The sequence below is a fragment of the Sorangium sp. So ce145 genome (assembly GCF_051525985.1).
Classification (GTDB): domain Bacteria; phylum Myxococcota_A; class Polyangia; order Polyangiales; family Polyangiaceae; genus Sorangium; species Sorangium cellulosum_B.
The window spans coordinates 34,702-53,930 of the sequence record NZ_CP150315.1 but is presented as its reverse complement, the minus strand read 5'-3'; the positions used below and the strand labels follow the sequence as shown (position 1 = coordinate 53,930).

The following is a 19,229-nucleotide window of genomic DNA, read 5'->3' as shown; positions in this document are numbered from 1 at the left end:
AGGTGCGGCGCGCTCGCCGGCCGCGTCGCCCCGCTGATCCGCTCCGGCGGCTCGCTCCCTCGCCCCGGCGGCCCCGACCGCCGCGCCGGCGGCTCCGACGCCTGACGCAGCGGGTCCGACGCTCGGCGCAGCGGATCAGACGCCTGACGCGGCGGATCCGACGCTCGGCGTAGCGGATCAGACGCCTGACGCGGCGGATCCGACGCTTGACGCAGCGGATCCGACGCTCGGCGCAGCGGATCCGACGCTTGACGCAGCGGATCCGACGCTCGGCGCAGCGGATCCGACGCTTGACGCAGCGGATCCGACGCCTGACGCAGCGGATCCGACGCCCGATCCGGCGCATCGGTCTTCCTGACCGGATCGTTCTCGTTTCCCCCTGGGTTCCGTGATTGCTCCGAGGCCATGACGCCGTCCCCGTGAACGCTGGCGCAGGCGATGCGCATCCAGAGCGCCCGGCGCGCCGGCGCGGCGACGCTAGCACGCCCGCGGAGGCCCGCCTCGATCCGGGGCGCGCTCGCGGAGGATCAGCCCTGGAACAGCCGCATGGCCACGATGGTGATCAGGATGCCCGCGATCAGGCAGCCCGCCGCGATGCCGACGAGGAGCAGCGGCTTCGCCTCCGCCTTGACCGGCGCCTTGGTGGGCTGCTTGGCGAGGGGCGCCGGCGCGGGCGCTGGCTTCGCGGACGGCGCCGGCGGCTGCTGGACCATCTTCACCGTCTTCGCCGGCGACTTGAACGCGGACGACGCGGGCGCCTTGTTCGCCTGGAGCGCGGCGGCGTGCTGTTTCGACGCTTGCTCGAGCGCCGCGTTCGCCTTCTTCGGCATCATCGCCGTGTAGCCCTTGCCCGCGCCGCCCGCGAACGGCTTGAGCGCGTCCGCGAACTCCGCGGCCGACTCGAACCGATCCTCGGGCCGCTTCTCGAGCGCCTTGGCGAGCACCGCGCTGAGCCCCGGCGGAAACTGCTTCCCGGGGACGCGCTCGTCGAGCGGGATCGGGTTCCTCGTCACGTGGTGCTGGATGTACTCCATGGGCGTCCGCGCCTCGAACGGCAGCTTGCCCGTGAGCACCTCGTACAGGATGGTCGCGAGCGAGTAGATGTCGCTCCGCGCGTCGAGCACCTTGCCCTGCGCTTGCTCGGGCGACATGAACTCCGGCGTCCCGAAGACCATACCCTCCTGCGTGAGCATCACCGACCCCGGCCTGAGCTCCCGCTCCGTCACCTTCGCGAGGCCGAAGTCGAGCACCTTCGGGTAGTCCTTCAGCCCGCCGTTGGTCGACAGGAAGATGTTCTCGGGCTTGAGATCGCGGTGCACGATCCCCTGGATGTGCGCCTCCTGCAGCGCGCCGCAGACCTGGATGAGGACCGGGATCGCGCGCTCGACGGGCAGCGGCCCTTCCTTGCGGACCACCTGGTTCAGGTTCTTTCCCTCCAGGTACTCCATCACGATGTACAGCGAGCCGTCCTCGAGCTCGCCGTAGAGCAGCACCTTGACCGTGTTCGGGTGCGTGAGGTGGCTCATCGCCCGCGCCTCGCGGCGGAAGCGGGACACGAGATCCTTCCGGTTCGCGAGCTTGGGGTGGAGGATCTTCACCGCCACCATCCGGTTCATCGCCGGCTGCGCGGCCTTGTAGACCGACCCCATACCGCCGGAGCCGATCTTCTGAAGGATCTGGAACTGCCCTCCGAGCAGATCTCGACCGATGTTCGGGTCCGGACCGGCAGCCATGCGTGGAGCCGGAAAATACCACGCAACCCACCCGTATCGTCTATGACCGAAGCAGCCGACGCATCGGATCCCGCCGTGGAGCCAAAATGACCGTAAAAATCGACGACCCCGGGGCCGCCGAGGCGCTCGAGAGCCCGCTCCTCGCCGCCGCCGGCTTCGCGCACGCCTTCTTCACGCGGCGCGGCGGCGTCAGCGCCCCCCCGTGGGACACCCTGAGCTTCGCCATCGCCCTCGGCGACGACCCCGCCGCCGTCCGGGAGAACCTGCAGCGCGCCGCGCGGCGCCTCGGCATCCCGGCCGCGCGGCTCTATTTCCTCAGCCAGGTCCACGGCGTCGAGGCGCGGGTCCTCACCGGTGAGGAGGATCGCGACGACGTCGTCCGCGAGGTCGGGGACGTGACCCTGTCGCGTGTACCCGGCGTCGGCTGCGGTGTCCGCAGCGCCGACTGCGCCCCGATCCTCCTCGCCGATCGCCGGACCGGCGCCGTCGCCGCGATCCACAGCGGCTGGCGTGGGACCGTCCGCCGGGTCGTGGTCGAGGCGGCCCGCGCGCTCCGCTCGCTCACCGGCCCGGGCGCGGATCTCATCGCGGCCATCGGCCCGCACATCGAGGCCTGCTGCTTCGAGGTCGGCGACGACGTCGCCGCCGATCTCGCCGCGTGCTCCAGCGCGGGCGCCGCCGCCGTCGTCCGCGGGGCGCCCGGCGCGCGCCCGCACGTCGACGTCCGCCGCATCCTCAAGGCCCAGCTCACCGAGGCCGGCCTGGACGCAACCTCGGTCGAGGACGTCCCTGGCTGCACCGCGTGTGACCCCGCCCGCTTCTTCTCGTACCGGCGCGACGGACAGCGCAGCGGCCGCCTGCTCTCCGTCATCGTCGCCGGCCGTACCGTCATCGGCTAGAACGCTCCCATGGTCTCGCTCGCGCGCGACTCCTCGCCGATCGTGCTCGCCATGGTGGGCCTGCCCGCCCGCGGGAAGACGTCCATCGCCCGCAAGATCGCGCGGTACCTGTCGTGGCTCGGCCACCCCACGCGGCTCTTCAACGTGGGCAACTACCGCCGCGCGCACCTCGGCACCGCGCAGCCGCACCAGTTCTTCGACCCCAACAACACCGAGGGACGCCAGGCGCTCCTCGGCATGGCGATGACCGCCCTCGACGACCTCATCGGCTGGCTCAGCTCCGGCGGCGAGGTGGCGATCTACGACGCCACGAACAGCACGCGCGCTCGCCGGAACCTCGTCATCGAGCGCTGCCAGGCGCACGGCTTCCCGGTCGTCTTCATCGAGTCGATCTGCAACGACGAGTCGATCATCGAGACCAACGTCCGCGAGACGAAGCTCCGCTCGCCGGACTACCAGGGCGTCGACCCGGAGGCGGCGCTGCGCGACTTCCGCGCGCGCATCGCGCACTACGCCCGCGCGTACGAGCCGCTCGGCGAGCCCGAGCGGAGCTACATCAAGATCATCGACGTCGGCCGCCAGGTCGTGCTGAACCGCATCCACGGCTACCTGCCGGCGCGCCTCGTCCCGCTCTTGATGAACATGCACCTCACGCCGCACCCGATCTGGCTGACCCGCCACGGGGAGAGCGTGTTCAACGAGAAGGGGCTGCTCGGCGGCGACTCGGATCTCAGCGCGCGCGGCGACGAGTACGCGAAGAACCTCTCCGCGTTCATCCGCGAGCGCGCCGGCGACGAGCACGTCAACGTCTGGACGAGCACGCTGCGCCGCACCATCCAGACAGCGCGCCCGATGACGCAGAACCACGTCGCCTGGCGCGCCCTCGACGAGATCGACGCGGGCGTCTGCGAGGGCATGACGTACGAGGAGATCCGCCAGCAGATGCCCGAGGTCTTCAACGCGCGCGCGGCCGACAAGTTCCGCTACCGCTACCCGCGCGGCGAGTCGTACGAGGACGTCATCCAGCGCCTCGACCCGCTGATCATCCAGCTCGAGCGCCAGCGCTCGCCCGTGCTCGTGATCGGCCACCAGGCGGTGCTGCGCGCGCTCTACGCCTACCTCGTCGATCGCCCCGCGCCCTCGTGTCCGACGCTGCCGATCCCGCTGCACACCGTCATCGAGCTGACCCCGACGGCGTATGCCTGCGAGGAGCGCCGCTTCCAGCTCGCGCCCGCCGTCCAGGGCGGCGACTCGAGCACCGCGCACCCCTGAGCCAGGCAGCGCGGCCGCGCTCGGGGCGCCGGCCGCGCTGCGGCGGGGCCGCGCCGGCTCAGCGATCCCGGCTGATCAGCTTGCGGAGGAGCTCCAGCGGGTGGAACGGCAGCATCGCTGCCATGTCGCTGTCGGTCCCGGCCCGCTCGAGCACCGCCCGCACCGCTGGCGCCACGATCCCCATCGGGTCGATCCGCTCCACGAGCGCGCGGAGCGCGCTGAGCGCCGCGCGCCCCGCGTCGATCCCGAGCGGGATGGCGAGGGCCGCCGGCACCGGCGCGAGGATCACGTCGCGCACCGCCACCGCCCTGGCCCAGGCGCCCGGGCTCGGGTCGACCTCGAGCTGCCGGATGGTCTCCGCCTCCGCGAAGCAGCCGAGCGACAGCTCCCCTGCCCGCTCCTCGATGGCGCGCGAGAGGTGCCGGTAGTCGCGGCGCCAGTCGCCCGCGAGCAGCCCCATGTCCTCCCGCACCTCGTCCGGCCCGAGGATCAGGTTGATCCCGCGGGCGTCGCGGCGGAGCGCGACGCTCGTCCAGAGCTCCCCCCCTTCGAACAGGCCGATCACCACCGTCTTGCCGACCCCGGCGAGCGACTCCAGCGTGCCGCGCACGACGCCCGCCGAGGGCATCGGCACGCCGCGCAGCCTCGCCGGCCAGAGATCGATCCTCCCCGCGAGGAGCTCCTCGCGCGCGAGCTGCAGCAGCAGGAGCGACTGGCCGATGAGATCGTCGCCGCGCCGCACCCGCGCCCCGAACCGCTCCACGATGGCCTCGAGGACGCCCGCCTCGATGACGGCGGCCCAGCTCGCGTGGTGGCTCGCGGCGAGCTCCTCCGCGGAGCGCGGGAGGGCGCGCTGCGCGTCGTCGATCCGGAGCCGGCCCGCGTCCGTGTGCACGAGCTTCCTGAGCTTGCCGCCCGCGTGGACCGCGACGACGCCGCCGCGCGGACGGCCGACCTCGCGCTCCTCGATGCCCGTGCGCCTGGGCCGGAACAACGACAGCACGCGGACCCAGTCGGTCGCGGTGAACCCCTCGAAGCGGACGTCGGGCGAGAGCACGGGGCGAGCCTACCGCCGGCGCGCTCGGTGCGCGAGCCGGCTACGCCCCCCACCAGAGCATCTCGTGCACCTGGCTCTCGCCGCGCACGGGCACGATCACCCGGATCTTCTGGCCCTCGATCTGGACCACGTGGGCGGGGAAGCTGTCCGCAGGGTAGTAAAGCGACTTCACGAATCCGCTCGCGTCGAGCCAGAGCAGGTGCACCCCGTCCGCGGTCGCCCCGTGCATGAGGAGCATCCGCCCGCCGCCGAGCAGCGCGAACTCCATGCTCTTGAAGCCCAGCTCCTCGAAGCGCTCCGGGGACGGGAAATCGTCGCCCACGGACCTGAGCTCCGGCAGGTGCGCGCGGAGGTGCTTGTAGAGCGTGTCGTAACGGACCTTCGCGAGCTTCGGGATCCGCCGGTCGCCCGCGGCGAGGATCGGCAGCCGCTCCGCGTCGAACGTCGGCACCTCCACGTGGGTGCGGTAGCGATCCACGAGCCTGCCGCGGCCGATCTCCTCGTCGCTGAGCGCCTTGAGCCACCACTGGAAGATCGCGAGATCGCCCGTCCCTGCGCTCGACTCGAGCCGGACCAGCGACTCCCACAGGGGCCTCCGCACCTGCCATTTTCCGCCGTGATTCTTGACGACGCACGCCCCGACGTAGAGCGCCCCGTGCGTCACGAGGGTGACGAGCAGGGGAGGCCCTCCACCCGCGCTGGCCGCCGACGCGCCGCTCGATCCGCGCGCACCGGAAGGGCCGCCTGCCGGCGCGAGCCAGGCGTCGCGTCGCTCGCGCGTCAGCGCCGCGCCCAGCCGGTGGACCGACGCATCGGAGAAGTCGAGCCCGAGATCGGGCGCGCCGAACGCCGCGGGCGCGAGGCGGGCGAACACCTCCGCTGCGTGGTCGATCTGGGCCAGGATCGACGGGTTTCCAGCCGGGTTCGCGTCCGTGGAGCGCACGCCTGCCAGGTCGGCGAGCGCGTCGGGCGGGTACTGCGGCGCGAAGAAGCGCTCGAAGATCTGGGCGGCCGTGATCGGTTCGGCGGGCATGGCTCGGGGCCGTGAGGATGGGCGTGGCAGAGGGGCGGGCGACCGCGGCCGGCCGCCGCGGCTCAGAACATCTTCTTGCGCTTCGACGAGCTCAGGATGCCGAGCATCTCGCGGTACTTGGCCACGGTGCGGCGGGCGATCTTGATGCCGTCCGTCTCCTCGAGGATCTTGACGATCGCCTGATCGCTGTAGGGATTCGACTTGTCCTCGGCCACGATGATCTTCTTGATCGCCTGCTTGACGCTCTCCGAGGCGATGTCTTCGTCGGCGACCCTGTGGATGGATGAGTTGAAGAAGTACTTCAGCTCGAAGAGCCCCTGGGGCGTGTGCACGTACTTGTTCGACGTCACGCGGGAGATGGTCGACTCATGCATGCCCACCGACTCGGCGACGTCCCTGAGGATCATCGGCTTCAGGTAGCCCACGCCGCGCTCCAGGAACTCGCGCTGCTTCTCGACGATGCACTCGGTCACCTTGATGATCGTGCGCCGCCGCTGCTCGATGGCCCGGATCAGCCACTGCGCGCTCCGGAGCTTCTCGCTGATGAACTCCTTCGCCTTCGGGTCCCGGAGCATCCGCTGGGCGAGGTTCTCGTTGATGTAGAGCCGCTGGAGCCCCTTGTCGTTGTCGGTGACGACGAACTGGGTGCCGTCCTTGATGACGTACACGTCCGGGGTGATGGCGATGGTCTTCTCGTCGACCTCGGCGAAATTGCGCGCCGGCACGCTCTCCAGCTTCTGGATCTCCTGGACCGCGTCGTAGACGTCCTCCAGCGGGATCTTCAGCGCCTTCGCGATCGCGGGGAAGTTGCGCCGCTCCACGTTGTGGAGGTGGTCCTTGATGATGGCCATCTCGATGTCGTCGAAGCCGAGCACCTCCGCCTGCACCCGCAGGCACTCCGACAGGTCGCGGGCCGCGACCCCGACCGGATCGAAGCGCTGGATCATCGACAGCACCTCCTCGGCGTCCTCGGGGTGGAGCTCCGCCTCCCGCGCAAGGTCCACGAGGCTGAGGTCGGGCCCCTTCGTGCCGTCCGGACGTTCGCCCCCCTTGAGATCGAGGTACCCCTTCTCGTCGAGGTTGCCGATGACGAGCAGCGCGAACTGCCGCTCGTTCTCGACGAAATCGCTCATCTGGAGCTGCCAGAGCAGGTGGTCGCGCAGGTTCGACGGCTTGGTCAGGTTCTGGTCGATCGGCGGCAGCTCCTCGAAGCCGCCCCGGTGCGCGGGCATGGCCTGCTGGAGCTGCCTGTTTTCCAGGAACTGCTCCCAGTCCACTTCCTTGACCCGCTTCTCCGTCTCGCGCGCCGCGATGTCGGTGTCTCGGTCGAACCGCTCGCCGTTCTCGAGCCGCTGCTCCGTCGGCAGGTCCGCGTTCCTCCCCCGCTGATCCCCCTTGTCGCCGTCCCGCGCCTTCGGGTCGGTCATGTCGTCCGCGAGGACAGGGTTGCCGTCCAGCTCCTTCCTGATCTCGTCGACCAGCTCGAGCCGTGAGAGCTGCAGCAGCCGGATGGCCTGCACCAGCTGCGGGGTCATCACAAGCTGCTGCGACAGCTTGAACTGGAGCTTCATCTCCATGCCCATGAGGAGCTCCTTCTCTCAGTTCGCCGCCAGCGCCACCCGCCGAACGGGGGCCGGGGCATTGCGCGAGGTTCGTGCCATCGAGTGTCTCATTGGTGGCCTCACCCCCAACGTAGCATCGAACGGGGCAGCGGCCCGGGTCTTGCTTTCACGTCTGCACCAAAAAATAGCGCAGGGCTTGCATCCTACACCGCTGAACATGGTTTCAGCCTTCGCCGCGGTAGATTTTTCGCCCCGCGCGGCGCTCTGCCAGCAGCCAGTTCGGATTGGCCCCCATCTGCCGATCGTTGCACTATCGGCCGCCGATCGGGAGGCTTGAAATCCCGAAAGGTTGGGCGAAGGCGCGATGGGAAAGCCGAAGGTGCGCGGACCTACGCACGGGCACGGGATGGGGGTGGAGGGCGTGCGCGGCGGGGCTTCGCAGGATGCCGAGAAGGAGCGGATCCTGTCTCGCTCGCCCCTCGCCTCGCTGGCCTCACCGAGCCGGCGTCTGCTGTTCGAGCTCGGCAGGGTCGAGCGGCTCGCGCGCAGGCAGTGCGTTTGCCAGCAGGGCGCGCCGCCGAGGCACCTGTTCCTGATCGGGGCGGGTCGCGTGAAGGTCGAGCGCGTCGCCGATGGTCGGGTGGTTCCGCTCGGGCACCGCGGGCCTGGCGAGCTCGTCGGCGAGGGCGCGCTCGCGGGCGCGGCGGTCTCCTCCGAGAGCGCGACGGTGCTCGACGAGGGGCACGCGCTCGTGGTGCCGCTCGCCGGTCTCGAGCGGCAGCTGGCCTCCGACGCAGCGCTCCGCGGCGCGCTCGCGGCGGCGCTCGTGGCGCGCCAGCTCGAGACCGAGGCGCGCCTCGGCTCCCTGCTCCTCTGCACGGTCGAAGCGCGCCTGATCGAGTTCCTCCGCGCCGCTGCGCGGCGATGGGGGCAGCCCCACACCGCCGGCCAGCTGGTGTCGGCCCCGTTCACGCACGCGGACATCGCGCTGCTGATCGGGTCGACCCGCGAGACGGTCACCCTGCTGCTCGGCAAGCTGAAGCGCGCCGGCCTGATCGCGTTCGACCGGCGGCGGATCGTCATCCGGGATGGCGAGCACCTCGAGGCGCTCGCCGCGACGGCCTGAGCGTCCGCCCGGAGGGGCCGCTGCGCGGCCTGCGCTGGAGCCGGTACACCGCGGCGCCGTTCGGCTCGATGAAGGTGCGCCGCTCGGCCGGGTGGCCTTCCACGCCTTCCACGCCCGCCGCAGCGCCAGGCGCGCTCGGGCGGCTCCCCTCCAGGTCGTCGCGTTCGCCCTGGACCAGACGGAGGCGAGGAAAGATCCCGGACTGCGTGGAGGGCCGGGGGCTGACGTCGACGAAGATCGTGCTGAGCAGCCGACCGAAGGCGTACGGCTTGAGCAGGACCTCGCTGGCGTCGTCCGTGCCGTCGCACGAGACCGGCTCGTCGGCACAGAAGATGACCCGCCGGGGCATCGTCCCCTCGCGCCGCAGGCGGCCCAGGATCTCCCGGGCGCCTTTCGTTCCGGGGGCGAGATCGATCAGCGCGACGTCGTAGACGCGCTCGCGGGAGAGGGAGATCGCTTCCTCCAGGGTCGCGACCGGGCTGACGAGCGCGCCGCGGTTGCAGAGGAGGAGCGCCGTGGCCCTCCGGAGGACATGGTCCTGATCGAGGAGGAGAACGTTCGGTTGGTACGTCATCGGGTATCCCTGCGGCTTGCAGTCGAATTGCGCCGCATCGACGAGGACGGCGACGAGCGCGCCCCTCCGTCGTTCAGCGGCAGCATCCGCGTCCGCGGACGGTCCCCCCTTCGCAACGCACGTGCCGAAGGCGAGGCGCCGCCGCCGCCTGGGCCTCGTTTCCCCTGTTCTCGGCGGCAGCGCGCTCGTTCGCGCGTCGCTGCCGGTGAGGCTGCCCCGCCGACCGCGGGACCGCCGCTGTGCCCATTTCGCGCTCCCTCCGCGGCGCCTCTCCGCCCCGACGAAGAGCGCCCCCCCACCCTGTCGGCCTGCCCACCGCGTCGCTGGCCGTCGGTGGGCGGTTCGTGCGCACGGGCCAGCCCAGGTTTGCGGCCCCGCCAAGGCGGCGCGGTCCGCCGATCCGCCGGTTGCTCCAGGCCCGACGTAGCGCGGGCCACATGTCCGGGCCGCTCGCGCTGCCCCGCCCTGACGCGTTTAGCGCAACGCAGCAAACTGATTTTCCCGCTTGATGAGGCTGGCATAGGGTGCCACAAGCGTCCGCGCGCACGAGTGGCGGAATTGGTATACGCACCGGTTTTAGGTTCCGGCGCCGGGAGGCTTGGGGGTTCGAGTCCCCCCTCGTGCACCACGGCTTGACGCCTGGAGGACCCGACCACCTCGCGGCGTGACGCGCCGCTCCGGGGCGCCTCCCCTGGTGGCCCGGGACGGTCGTGGTCCGCTGGGCGCGCGGCGCGGGGGCGCGTTCGCCCGCGCGCGGCTCCGACGACGGACGCGCGACGGGGGCCCGGGCCGCGGAGCCTCGGGCGGATCGCGCCGGCGGCGTCGTCGACCGCGCGCGGTCCTGGAATTGCGCGACGCCCGCGGCGCGACTACGTTCGCGTTCCTCGGCCGGACCCTCTCCTCCCACCTGACCGCCGCGGAGCCAAGGCACGTAAAGATGTTCACTTGGGCGATGAAGAAGATTTTCGGCACCTCGCACGAGCGTGCCATCCGCCGCATGCGACCCCGGGTCGAGGCGATCGGCAGGATGGAGCCGGAGCTGCAGAAGCTCTCGGACGCCCAGCTCCGAGCAAAGACGGCGGAGTTCAAGGAGAAGCTCGCCAACGGGGCGACGCTGGACGACATCCTGGTCCCGGCGTTCGCGGTCTGTCGCGAGGCGTCGAAGCGCGCGCTCAAGATGCGCCATTACGACGTGCAGCTCATCGGCGGCATGGTGCTCCACAACGGCTGCATCGCCGAGATGCGCACCGGCGAGGGCAAGACCCTGGTCGCGACGCTCCCCTGCTATCTGAACGCCCTCGAGGGCAAGGGCGTCCACGTCGTCACGGTGAACGATTACCTGGCGCGGCGCGACGCCGAGTGGATGGGCAAGCTGTACGGCTTCCTCGGCCTGTCGACGGGCGTGGTCGTCAACCAGCAGGGCGACGCCGAGAAGCGCCACGCGTACCGCTGCGACATCACGTACGGCCAGAACAACGAGTTCGGCTTCGACTACCTGCGCGACAACATGAAGTTCTCGGCGCTCGAGTACGCGCAGCGCCCGCTGCACTACGCGATCGTCGACGAGGTCGACTCCATCCTCATCGACGAGGCGCGGACTCCGCTCATCATCAGCGGGCAGGGGGAGCGGTCGAGCGACAAGTACCGCACGATCAACGAGGTGATCCCGCAGCTCCGGAACGAGGAGCATTACGCCCTCGACGAGAAGGCGCACTCGGTGACGCTGACCGACGAGGGCGTGGAGACGGCAGAGCGGCTGCTCGCCTCGCTCCAGGTCCTCAAGGGCACGAACCTCTATGATCCGGTGAACCTCGAGACGCTGCACATCCTGAACCAGTGCTTGCGCGCGCACACGCTCTACAAGCGCGACGTCAACTACATGGTGCGCGACGGCAAGGTGCTCATCATCGATGAGTTCACCGGCCGCGTCCTCGCGGGGCGCCGGTGGTCGGACGGCCTGCATCAGGCCGTCGAGGCGAAGGAGAACGTCCGGATCCAGGAGGAGAGCCGGACGATGGCGACGATCACCTTCCAGAACCTCTTCCGGCTGTACAAGAAGCTCTCCGGGATGACCGGCACCGCGGACACGGAAGCGGCGGAGTTCCACAGCACGTACAAGCTCGACTGCGTCATCATCCCCACGAACAAACCGGTGGTCCGCAAAGACTACGAGGATCTCGTCTACAAGACCGAGAAGGAGAAGTTCACGGCGGTCATCAACGAGATCCTCGAGAAGCACGAGCTCGGCCAGCCGATCCTTGTGGGCACGACGAGCGTCGAGAAGAGCACCGCGATCAGCCGGATCCTCGCGAAGCGGGGCGTGAAGCACAACGTGCTGAACGCGAAGCACCACGAGAACGAGGCCTACGTGGTCGCGCAGGCGGGCCGCAAAGGGGCCATCACGGTCTCGACCAACATGGCGGGTCGCGGGACGGACATCATCCTGGGCGGCAACGCGGAGATGCTCGCCAAGCTCAAGTTCAAGGAGCAGAACCGCCAGCCCGAGGCGGAGCCCGAGGCGTTCGAGGCTCTGGTCGAGGAGATCAAGAAGGAGTGCACCGCGGAGGGCGACGAGATCCGCGAGATCGGCGGGCTGTACATCCTGGGCACCGAGCGGCACGAGTCGCGCCGCATCGACAACCAGCTGCGCGGCCGCGCCGGCCGCCAGGGCGACCCCGGGACGTCGAAGTTCTACCTGTCCCTCGAGGACGACCTCATGCGCATCTTCGCCGGGGATCGGGTGAAGAACCTGATGGAGCGGATGGGCATGCCCGACGACGAGCCCATCGAGCACCCGTGGGTGACGAAGAGCGTCGAGAACGCCCAGAAGAAGGTCGAGGAGCGCAACTTCGACATCCGCAAGAACCTGCTCGAGTACGACGACGTGATGAGCGCGCAGCGCAAGACGATCTACGACATGCGCCAGTCGCTGCTCGTCGGCCGTTACTCTCCCGAGATCCTCGACGAGGAGGGGAAGCCGACGGGCGAGAAGCGGACGATCAAGCCGCTCGCGTCCATCGTGGAGCTCGTCCGCCCGGACGTCGGCTACCTGCTCGGCATGTTCGCGAACGATCCGGTGATGCCGCTCGACGCGGACGGCAACCGGCGCGAGATCGTGCGAAAGGACTTCGAGAAGACGGAGCGCTTCGTCGAGCTCGAGAACATGCAGCGCGAGATCTACACGCGCTGGGGCGTGAAGATCGAGCTCGAGACGCGCGCCGACAAGGTCCTCGAGATCTACGACGAGTGCTCCGAGCTCATGCCCCTGGCGCTCACCGAGCAGCGCGAGCGGCTGCTCGATCTGATGGACCGGATCATCGGCGCGATGGTCGAGGAGTCGTGCCCGGCCCGCAAGCCGCCGGAGGACTGGGACTGGGGCGGCATCTTCCAGGGCTTCCGCGAGCACTTCAGCGTCGAGCTGCCGGACGACATCGCGCACATCGGCGACCAGGAGACGCTGGCGCGGGAGCTCTACGAGCGCGCCGAGAAGGCGTACGAGAAGCGCGAGGAGGAGATCGGCGTCGAGCTGTCGCTGCGCATCTTCCGCCACCTCTACCTGGAGGAGCTCGACAAGGCCTGGGTCGACCACCTGACCGACATGGACCACCTCCGCGACGGCATCGGTCTGCGCGGCTACGGGCAAAAGGACCCGAAGCAGGAGTACAAGAAGGAGGGCTACAACATGTTCGTCAACATGGTGGCCCGCGTCTCCTCGAACGTGGTCACGAAGCTCTTCAGCGTGAACGTCAGGCGCGCCGAGCAGGAAGAGGCGCAGATCGAGGCTGCGGATCGCGAGCGGCACGCCGCGGCGCTGCTCGACGCGGTCGCGCAGCACGACGAGTCCCTCCCGCTCGGCGCGAACCCCGCCCCGGCGCGCCCGCAGCCTGCGGTCATGCAGGAGCAGGAGTGCCCCTGCGGCAGCGGCAAGCCGTTCAACAAGTGCCATGGCGGCGAGGACGAGGCGACGGCCTGAGCCGGCGCCCCCTGCCCCTGCCCGCTCCGCCTGGCAGCCAGAACGAGGCAGCGAGGGCCCCTGTCAGGCCCTTGCTCCTCGGCATCTGACCCCAGCATGAACACCGCCGAAGGGCCGATCCATCGGTCCCGGAGGCAGCATCATGAAGGTGTTCATCGATTCAGGGGATATCGCGGAAATCAAGGAAGCGCAGTCGATGGGGGTCATCGACGGCGTCACGACCAACCCGTCGCTCCTCGCCAAGGCCGGCAAGCCGACGAAGCGGGCGATCGCCGAGATCTGCGAGGTGGTCGACGGCCCCGTCTCGGCCGAGGTGGTGGCGGTGGAGAAGGACGCGATCCTCCGCGAGGGTCGCGAGCTCGCGAAGATTCACCGGAACGTGGTGGTCAAGGTGCCGCTCATCGACGAGGGGCTCAAGGCCGCCCGGATCTTCGCTTCCGAGGGCATCAAGACGAACGTGACCCTCTGCTTCTCGGCCGCCCAGGCGCTGCTCGCGGCCAAGGCTGGGGCCACGTACGTGTCGCCGTTCGTCGGGCGCGTCGACGACGCCGCGGGGGACGGGATGGATCTCGTCCTGCAGGTCGTGACCATCTTCAGGAACTACGGGTTCTCGACGCAGGTGCTCACCGCGAGCATACGGCACCCCGTCCACTTCGTGCAGGCCGCCATGATCGGCTCGCACGCCGCGACGATGCCGCTCAAGGTCATCAAGCAGCTGACCAGGCACCCGCTCACCGACGTCGGGCTCGCGCAGTTCTTGGCTGATGCGAAGAAGATCCCCGAGCTGGTATAGCGATCCCGTGGCCGAGAAGCGCAAGGAGAGCTCGGGGACGAAGCGCCGCGGGAGCCGCCCGGCGGCCCCCGCGCTCGTGTCCGTCACGACGCAGGGAGGGCCCTTCAAGGGGGTGTCGACGGCGGTCGTGCGCCGGCGGGCGGGCAAGATGCTCTCCCACCTCGCGTTGCAGGGCGTGGAGCTCTCCGTCGCCCTGGTGAACGACGAGGCCATCCACGAGCTCAACCGCAGCTACCGGCGCAAGGACAAGCCGACCGACGTCCTCGCCTTCCCGATGCTGGACCAGAACGGGGCCGACTCGCGCAGGCGCGGCCGGCGAGGCCCCGTGGATCCGTCGGTATGGCGCGGTCTCCTCGGCGACGTGATCGTCTCGATCGACACGGCCGCGCGGCAGGCCGCGGAGCGCGATCGCCCGCTGCTCGACGAGATCACGATGCTGCTCGGGCACGGCCTGCTCCACCTGCTCGGCTACGACCACAAGACCGACGCAGAAGAACGGGAAATGACGGATTTGACCCGGGAGCTCGAGGCCGCGGCGGCGTCACGAAGCAACAGCAACACTGTAATCGGGCCGCGTCGCAGCACCGCGAGGCAAAAGAAGACGGGGGCGTGATGAAGTTCTCGCTTGCGAGGCGAAACCTCGCTTGTTAAACGGACGCCCCCTTTCGACTTGGAGGAGACATGCCCGGTTCGAACAAGCTGACCAAGGCCCAGATGATCGTCGGTCTTGCTGAGGCCACCCACCTCGACAAGAAGTCCGTGGCCAGCGTGCTCGATGCGCTCGGCGAGCTGGTGAAGAAGGAGCTCGGTCCGGAGGGGCCGGGTGAGGTCACGGTTCCGGGCCTCGTGAAGATCAAGGCGAAGGAGATCCCGGCCACGCAGGACCGGGAAGGCATCAATCCGTTCACGAAGCAGCCGATGACCATCAAGGGCAAGCCCGCGAGCCGCAAGCTCCGCGCGGCGCCCGTCAAGGCGCTCAAGGACGGCTGAGCGGCGCGTCCGTGGCCGCAGCTTGCGTCGCCGCATCGGGCGGCGCGAGCTCCGGGGGCCTCGCCCCCGAGCCGGTGCCCCGGGCTTGCCGCGGGGCCTTCGCTGTGGAGCGTCGCGCCCGGAGCGCGCAAGCGACGCTCGCGAAGGCGAGCAGCAACGCCATCGGGGCGTCGCCCAGACGCGTGTAGAGCGTCAGCGGCGTGTCCCTGACCGAGGGGGTCGCGAAGGTCACCCCGGGCGCAGCGCTCTCATCGCGGCTGCGCACCACGCCCCGGGCGTCGATCCATGACACGACGCCGAGGTTCACCGCCCGCACGAGATCGCGGCGCAGCTCGATGGCGCGCATGACCGCGAGCCTCGCATGCAGCTCGGGCTCGGCGCTCCCGGTGAACCAGGCGTCGTTCGTGATGTTGACGAGGAGGTTCGGGGCGAGCGCCCCGGTGATCCGCCGCCCCACCCCGGTGAGCGTGTCCTCGTAACAGTTGAGCACCCCGATCCGGAGCGCCGGCCCGTGCTCTCGGGGCAACGTGAGGGCGCGGGGCTCCGCGCCCGGGACGAGCCCACCGCTCTTCTGGAAGATGCGCCGCAGCCAGGGCAGGTAAGCGCCGCCCGGGACCGTCTCGCCGAACCACAGCAGCTGCAGCTTGTCCTGCGTCGGCTGCATGCTCCCATCGGGGAGCACGAGGGTCGCGGAGTTGTAGCTGTTCCGCTCCTCGACGCCGTCGGCGGCCTTCACGGGCGGCGCCTGGGTGATGAGCCCCGCGAGGATCGGGCCACGGACGCCGGGCCCCAGGATCGCGCGACCGCCGCGCGGCGCCTGCCGGGCGCTGTGCGAGAGAGGGTACGGGTACGCCGCCTCGGGCCAGAGGGTGAGCTCTGCGCCGCCGGCCTCGGCCTTCCGGGTGAGCTCGTGCAGGGTTCGCAGGATCCGCGGGTGGTTCTTCGCCTGCCAGCGCTCGTGAGGTCCGACCGCCTGGTTGACGAGCGCGACGCGCGCGGTCGGCAGGCCGGCGCTGGCGCGCTCCACCGCGGCCATCCGCAGCGCGCCGTGAGCCGCGAGCAGCCCGAACAGCGCGACGCTCGAGAGCGCCGGGTAGAGGATCGCGCGGGACGACCGAAGGCGGGTGGGCCGCGGTTCCTGCGCGGGCGCGCGCTCGAGCGGCCGCCCGCCCGGCGCCCTCCCCGAGGCGGCCAGGCCAGCGCGGGTGAGCAAGGCCGCCCCGACGGCGAACAGCACGGAGACGCCCCGCTCGCCGATGAGGTCGGCGAGCTGCACGAGCGCCGGCCAGGGGCTCATGAGACCCGCAGGAGTCCAGCCGAAAACGGTCGGGATGGCCACGGCGGCGAACACGCCGGTCGCAAAGGCGAGCTCGAGGGGAACGCGGAGGCGCCGGAGGAGCGCGCTCGTGATGCCGCCGCAGATCGCCCAGACCAGCGACTGGGCGGCCGCGAGCAGCCCCAGCGCGAGGTACGAGGCCGCCGAGCCGAGCGGTGTGAACCGCTGGATGACCTCCGGCACGAAGCGCAGGCCGACGACGCCCGCCGCCGTTCCCCAGACAGCGCCGCGCCCGAAGGCGCGCCAGACCGTCGGGGCGTCGTGGACGGCGGCCGCCAGCAGGGCGAGGCCAACGATGACGGCGGGGACCAGATCCGTCGGCGGCGCCGTGAGGGCGAACGTCGCGCCGCCAGCGAGGGCGAGCAACAGCGGGGCGCGGCCACGGAGCGCGCGCATGATCGAGGCCTGGGGCACGATGCGTGCGTTATACCGCGTGGAGACGGTCCGGACCGCGACCGCCTGGTCGAGAGCAGAACCGACGCGAACACCGCGCGGTCAGGGTGGACGGGAGGCTATGACGAGCCGCTCACCAGTAAATGCTGAGCCCGCCGCGGAAGAGCCCCCCGCCCGACGTGTTGGTCGTCCGGCCGGTGTCGGGATCCGTGAACTCGGGAACGAGCCCACCGTCCGTGCGGCTGCGCACGAAGCCGAGCGCATCGACGTTCAGGGCGATGCGGGGCGAAAGCCGGAACTCGAGGCCGATGCCGCCGTGCGCGCCGAAATAGTCGTACTCCGCGTCCGGAGCGAACTCGGCGCCGCCGGCCGCGGCCTCGCTCGAGGAGCGATCGACCTCGGCGTGCGCGATGTTCAGGCCGCCCATGAAGTAAAACTGGGTGCGGCTGCGCGGGTTGACGAACAGCATCCCGCTCAGCGAGAGCGGCACCTCGGTCCGCTGGTCGCCGTTGTAGTCCGTGCCCGCGAGGAAGTCGGCGCCCGCATCGATCGCGAACGCCGGGACAGGCCGGTAGCGCAGGCTGATCCCGACGCCTCCCATGCCAGCGTCCTCCGCTCCGCCGTGCTCGCGCCCCAACATGACGCCCTCCATGCGGAGGTTGATCCCCCAGTGGCGCCGCCAGCGCCGCTTCACCGGCGGGGGCGGCGCCGGGGGCGCCACGCGGCGCACGATCACGCGCGGCGGAGGGGCCGCCCCAGGCGCCACGACGATCACCTGAGGAGGCGGGCCCGACGGCGAGGTCTCGTAGACGACGACCGGCGGGGCTGGACGGGCGGCCCCCCTGGGCGGGGGCGGCGGCGCCTCGGCAGGCGCGGCCTCGGCAGGAGCGGCGGGCGGCGGTTCCGCGACGGGATCGCGAGGCGGCTCCACTTCCTCGCAGAACCACGCGCCGGGGGGACAGTTGCTGTCCTCCTGCGCGAACGCGCTCATCGGCGCGGTCATCGCCACCGCAACAAGGGCATGGGTCAAGCAACGGCGCATCGGGCGACTCCTCTTCGGTGCAGGGAAGTTAGCAACCGGGATGCCATCGACCATCTTGCGGGATCGTCGTCACCATGGCCACGCAGCACGCCGGCGTGCATCGGCCGCCACGGCACGCTGTGGCGGAAGGTTCACACGCGCGCCGTTCCGCAGGGTACTAGCTCCCACGGCAAAGGTCACGGCGCGGTCGCCCCCGTCGGGAGCCCTGCCAACATCGAGACCAATCGGATTCCACCATGCCTACGGTTACGTTGAAGCAGGGTCATGTTCGGCCGGTGTGGTCGGGGCATCCCTGGGTGTTCGCTCAGGCGATCGCGCGCATCGAGGGCGGCGCGGTGGCCGGGGACGAGGTCGTCGTCACCGACCCCTACGGCAGCGTGCTCGGGCGCGGGCTCTACACCCCGCGCTCGGCCATCCCGGTGCGCATGTACACGCGCGAGGACAGGCCGATCGACGCGGCCCTGTTCCGGCACCGGATCGAGCGCGCCATCGCGCACCGCCGCGAGCTCGGCCTGCCCGCGCGGGCGCCTGGCCATGAGACCGACGCCTTCCGGCTGATCCACGCGGAGGGGGACGGCCTGCCCGGGCTCATCGTCGATCTGTTCGGCGACGTGGTGGTCGTGCAGCTCGGGACGATCGGGATCAAGCGCCGCGAAGGGGTGATCTTCGACGCCCTCCAGGCGGCGCTCTCGCCCCGCGCGATCGTGGACAGGACCCCGGAATCCCTCGCGAAGCTCGAGGGGTTCACCGCCGACGCGGGCGTGGTGCGCGGCGATCCCGCGCTCGATCAGCTCCGGTTCGTCGAGCGGGGGCTGCGGTACACGATCCCGCTCGCGCTCGGCCACAAGACCGGGTTCTACCTGGACCAGCGGACGCTGCGGACCCGCGTCGAGCAGCTCGCCCACAACCGGCGCGTGCTCGATGCCTTCTGCTTCGTCGGCACGTTCGCCATGGCGGCGGCCCGCGGCGGGGCGAGCGAGGTCCTCGCGATCGACGAGAGCGCGACGGCGATCGAGGTCGGGGCGGAGTGCGCGCGGGAGAACGGGCTCCTCGACCGGATCAAGTTCACGCGCGACGACGCCCGCAAGGCGCTGCAGAACGCGTCGAGGCAGGCGGGCTACGATCTCGTCATCTGCGACCCTCCGAAGCTCGCAGGCACGCGCGCCTCCAAGGACACCGCGCTCACGGCGTACCGGCGCCTCGCGGCCGGGGCGTGCCGCGCCACGCGCCCGGGCGGCGTCCTCGTGCTCTGCTCCTGCTCCAGCGCCGTGAGCCTCGACGATCTGACCCGGGTGCTCGCGCTCGGCGCGCGCGACGCGCGCATGCAGGCCGCGGTGTTCGACCGGCACTTCCAGGGAGGGGATCACCCCGTCCCCGCCGCCTTCCCCGAGGGGCTCTACCTGAAGAGCCTCATCGCGCGCATCGACGCGCTCTGACGACCGCCCG

15 protein-coding genes, 1 tRNA gene and 1 pseudogene are annotated in these 19,229 nt (G+C 70.6%); 10 read left to right on the top strand and 7 right to left on the bottom strand.

Translation table 11 applies throughout. The annotated features are described in order from the left end of the window. Positions 1 to 79: 79 nt before the first annotated feature. Positions 80 to 358, top strand: a pseudogene (locus tag WMF34_RS00205) (hypothetical protein); the annotation flags it as partial. 169 nt (positions 359 to 527) lie between these two features. On the opposite strand, the gene WMF34_RS00200 reads toward WMF34_RS00205, so the two are convergent. Continuing rightward, positions 528 to 1,733 (bottom strand): serine/threonine-protein kinase, encoded by a 1,206-nt coding sequence (locus tag WMF34_RS00200; RefSeq protein WP_437992019.1) that lies wholly within the window; start codon positions 1,731 to 1,733, stop codon positions 528 to 530. An 86-nt stretch (positions 1,734 to 1,819) separates the two neighbouring features. Here WMF34_RS00200 and pgeF point away from each other — a divergent pair, with 86 nt between their 5' ends. Then, positions 1,820 to 2,632 (top strand): peptidoglycan editing factor PgeF, encoded by an 813-nt coding sequence (gene pgeF, locus WMF34_RS00195; RefSeq protein ID WP_012232671.1) that lies wholly within the window; start codon positions 1,820 to 1,822, stop codon positions 2,630 to 2,632. Positions 2,633 to 2,641: 9 nt separating this feature from the next. Then, complete coding sequence (locus WMF34_RS00190; RefSeq protein ID WP_012232670.1) at positions 2,642 to 3,904, top strand: bifunctional nucleoside/nucleotide kinase/histidine phosphatase family protein; 1,263 nt, start codon at positions 2,642 to 2,644, stop codon at positions 3,902 to 3,904. Between the two features lie 58 nt (positions 3,905 to 3,962). Here the strand turns inward: WMF34_RS00190 and WMF34_RS00185 are convergent, their stop codons facing one another. The 3 genes from WMF34_RS00185 to rpoN all read right to left on the bottom strand — a co-directional run bounded on the left by WMF34_RS00185 (position 3,963) and on the right by rpoN (position 7,577). Next, complete coding sequence (locus tag WMF34_RS00185; RefSeq protein ID WP_012232669.1) at positions 3,963 to 4,961, bottom strand: hypothetical protein; 999 nt, start codon at positions 4,959 to 4,961, stop codon at positions 3,963 to 3,965. 40 nt (positions 4,962 to 5,001) lie between these two features. Next, complete coding sequence (locus WMF34_RS00180) at positions 5,002 to 5,994, bottom strand: hypothetical protein (RefSeq protein WP_437992018.1); 993 nt, start codon at positions 5,992 to 5,994, stop codon at positions 5,002 to 5,004. A gap of 62 nt (positions 5,995 to 6,056) precedes the next feature. Continuing rightward, positions 6,057 to 7,577 carry an RNA polymerase factor sigma-54 gene (rpoN, locus tag WMF34_RS00175; RefSeq protein ID WP_012232667.1) on the bottom strand — a complete coding sequence of 507 codons (1,521 nt, stop codon included), beginning with the start codon at positions 7,575 to 7,577 and terminating at the stop codon, positions 6,057 to 6,059. A gap of 343 nt (positions 7,578 to 7,920) precedes the next feature. Here rpoN and WMF34_RS00170 point away from each other — a divergent pair, with 343 nt between their 5' ends. Beyond that, the gene (locus tag WMF34_RS00170) at positions 7,921 to 8,682 is read left to right on the top strand and encodes a Crp/Fnr family transcriptional regulator (RefSeq protein ID WP_044967560.1); all 762 of its coding nucleotides are present in this window, start codon (positions 7,921 to 7,923) and stop codon (positions 8,680 to 8,682) included. Here the strand turns inward: WMF34_RS00170 and WMF34_RS00165 are convergent. Next, a complete protein-coding gene (locus tag WMF34_RS00165) occupies positions 8,636 to 9,256 on the bottom strand; it encodes a response regulator (RefSeq protein ID WP_437992017.1) in 621 nt (206 codons plus the stop codon). The two genes, WMF34_RS00170 and WMF34_RS00165, sit on opposite strands and share 47 nt — an antisense overlap. A 543-nt stretch (positions 9,257 to 9,799) precedes the next feature. On the opposite strand from WMF34_RS00165, the gene WMF34_RS00160 reads away from it, so the two are divergent. From WMF34_RS00160 to WMF34_RS00140, 5 genes are all read left to right on the top strand, one after another. Further along, a tRNA-Leu gene (locus WMF34_RS00160) sits at positions 9,800 to 9,884 on the top strand. Positions 9,885 to 10,193: 309 nt separating this feature from the next. Then, entirely contained in the window at positions 10,194 to 13,229 is a 3,036-nt protein-coding gene (gene secA, locus WMF34_RS00155) for a preprotein translocase subunit SecA (RefSeq protein ID WP_012232664.1), read from the top strand. 142 nt (positions 13,230 to 13,371) lie between these two features. Further along, complete coding sequence (gene fsa / locus WMF34_RS00150; protein ID WP_437992016.1) at positions 13,372 to 14,022, top strand: fructose-6-phosphate aldolase; 651 nt, start codon at positions 13,372 to 13,374, stop codon at positions 14,020 to 14,022. Next, entirely contained in the window at positions 13,994 to 14,635 is a 642-nt protein-coding gene (gene ybeY, locus WMF34_RS00145) for an rRNA maturation RNase YbeY (protein ID WP_437992015.1), read from the top strand. Before fsa ends, ybeY begins: the two co-directional genes overlap by 29 nt. Positions 14,636 to 14,703: 68 nt before the next feature. Beyond that, positions 14,704 to 15,012 carry an HU family DNA-binding protein gene (locus WMF34_RS00140; RefSeq protein ID WP_012232661.1) on the top strand — a complete coding sequence of 103 codons (309 nt, stop codon included), beginning with the start codon at positions 14,704 to 14,706 and terminating at the stop codon, positions 15,010 to 15,012. On the opposite strand, the gene lnt is transcribed toward WMF34_RS00140, so the two are convergent. Both lnt and WMF34_RS00130 read right to left on the bottom strand, forming a co-directional pair. Beyond that, the gene (lnt, locus tag WMF34_RS00135; protein WP_437992014.1) at positions 14,999 to 16,762 is read right to left on the bottom strand and encodes an apolipoprotein N-acyltransferase; all 1,764 of its coding nucleotides are present in this window, start codon (positions 16,760 to 16,762) and stop codon (positions 14,999 to 15,001) included. The two genes, WMF34_RS00140 and lnt, sit on opposite strands and share 14 nt — an antisense overlap. A 112-nt stretch (positions 16,763 to 16,874) precedes the next feature. Continuing rightward, positions 16,875 to 17,783: an outer membrane beta-barrel protein gene (locus WMF34_RS00130; protein WP_437992013.1), complete on the bottom strand. Its 909-nt coding sequence runs from the start codon at positions 17,781 to 17,783 to the stop codon at positions 16,875 to 16,877. Positions 17,784 to 18,019: 236 nt separating this feature from the next. On the opposite strand from WMF34_RS00130, the gene WMF34_RS00125 reads away from it, so the two are divergent. Beyond that, entirely contained in the window at positions 18,020 to 19,219 is a 1,200-nt protein-coding gene (locus tag WMF34_RS00125; protein ID WP_157906332.1) for a class I SAM-dependent rRNA methyltransferase, read from the top strand. The last annotated feature ends 10 nt before the right edge of the window (positions 19,220 to 19,229 follow it).